The sequence below is a fragment of the Alkalibacterium sp. 20 genome (assembly GCF_001885615.1).
Taxonomy (GTDB): domain Bacteria; phylum Bacillota; class Bacilli; order Lactobacillales; family Carnobacteriaceae_A; genus Alkalibacterium.
Genome location: NZ_LSRN01000099.1, coordinates 1 through 1480, shown reverse-complemented (window position 1 = coordinate 1480; position 1480 = coordinate 1). Strand labels below are relative to the sequence as shown.

Sequence of the window (1480 nt, the reverse complement as noted above, 5' to 3'; positions counted from 1 at the left end):
TGAACCCCTACCCAAAAACTAGACACTCAAAAAAAGAGTGTTTTAGTTTTTGGGTTATTTTTTTACGTTATTTTCGTTATACTTTTATAGAATAGTTTCTAAGTGGAGGTTTCTCAGATGAGCAAAAAATTATATACAGAATATGAAATAGAAATATTGCAAAAGAATCCTAATGTAAAAGCAGTATCTTCAAAAAGCATTACCTATTCACCTGCTTTTAAAATTAAAGCAGTAAAGCAAAGTAGAAGTGGAATGACCTCAACGGTCATCTTTGAGAATGCTGGTCTACCTGAAAATCTTGTAGGCAAAGAAAAAGCTCATCACTGTGTGAGCCGTTGGAAAAAGAGTGTTAAATTAAAAGGAGAAGATTGTTTTCATAACGAAACACGTGGCAATGGGACACAATCAAAGGGATCTATCGAGGACCAATTGGAAGAAGCAAAAGCACGTATAGCTTATCTAGAAAGTAATCTAGATTTAGTAAAAAAATTAGAGCTGCACGAAAGGAGCGTGAAGAACGGGAAAGGAAACGGTCTGAAAATCATTGAGCGGTATGAACTGATTGATTCAATCATAAGAGAATATAGCCTTAAAGGAATGGTAAAGCATTTATGTGAAATAGCGGAAGTAAGTCGAAGTGGCTATTATTATTGGACGAACAATGAAGAGATGCGTTACAAAAAATATGAACAGGACAGCAACGATTTTGAATTGCTTCATCAAGTTTATATTGAGAAAAAGAAATGTGGCGTAGAAGAAATAAAGATGGCATTAAAAGCTGAATATGATATCGTAATGAACCATAAGAAAATCCGAAGAATCCTTCGGATGCATGGAATCATTTCACCCATTAGAAAAGCCAAACCTTACAAAAAAATGATGAAGGCGACACAAGAACACCACACTAAGAAGAATCTTGTAAATCGTGAGTTTGATAGAGGAACGCCCTATAAAGTATTACTCACTGATATTACATATTTACCTTACGGTAAGGGACAAATGGCCTATCTCTCAGCCGTGAAAGATGGCGCAACAGGAGAAATCCTTGCACATCATTTCTCTTCTTCTTTAAAGATGGATTTGGTCTATCGAACATTGGAAAAATTAGAATCTGTGACAAAAGATATTCCTGAGACAGAAAGGTACTTGCATTCTGATCAAGGCTTCCACTACACTAATCCGACTTTCCAGCAAAATGTTGAAAAAATGGGATTCATTCAATCCATGTCTAGAAGAGGCAACTGTTGGGATAATGCACCTATGGAGTCTTTTTTCGGTCATATGAAGGACGTCGTCCTTTCTGAAAGACATGAAACTCTTCAGGATTTGTGGAATTCGGTAGAAGAGTATATTTTATTTTATAATCATGATCGTTATCAAAAAAAATTAAAGAAGATGACCCCCGTAGCTTATCGGGACCATCTTCTATGGACTGCATAATATCGTTTTTTTAAGTGTCTAGTTTAAAGGTAGTAATTCA

At 35.5% G+C, this 1480-nt stretch carries 1 protein-coding gene; it reads left to right on the top strand.

What is annotated here, in order from left to right; genetic code table 11:
• Positions 1–117: 117 nt before the first annotated feature.
• Positions 118–1440, top strand: a complete 1323-nt coding sequence (locus AX762_RS11930) for an IS3 family transposase (RefSeq protein ID WP_071849329.1) — start codon at positions 118–120, stop codon at positions 1438–1440.
• Positions 1441–1480 lie beyond the last annotated feature (40 nt).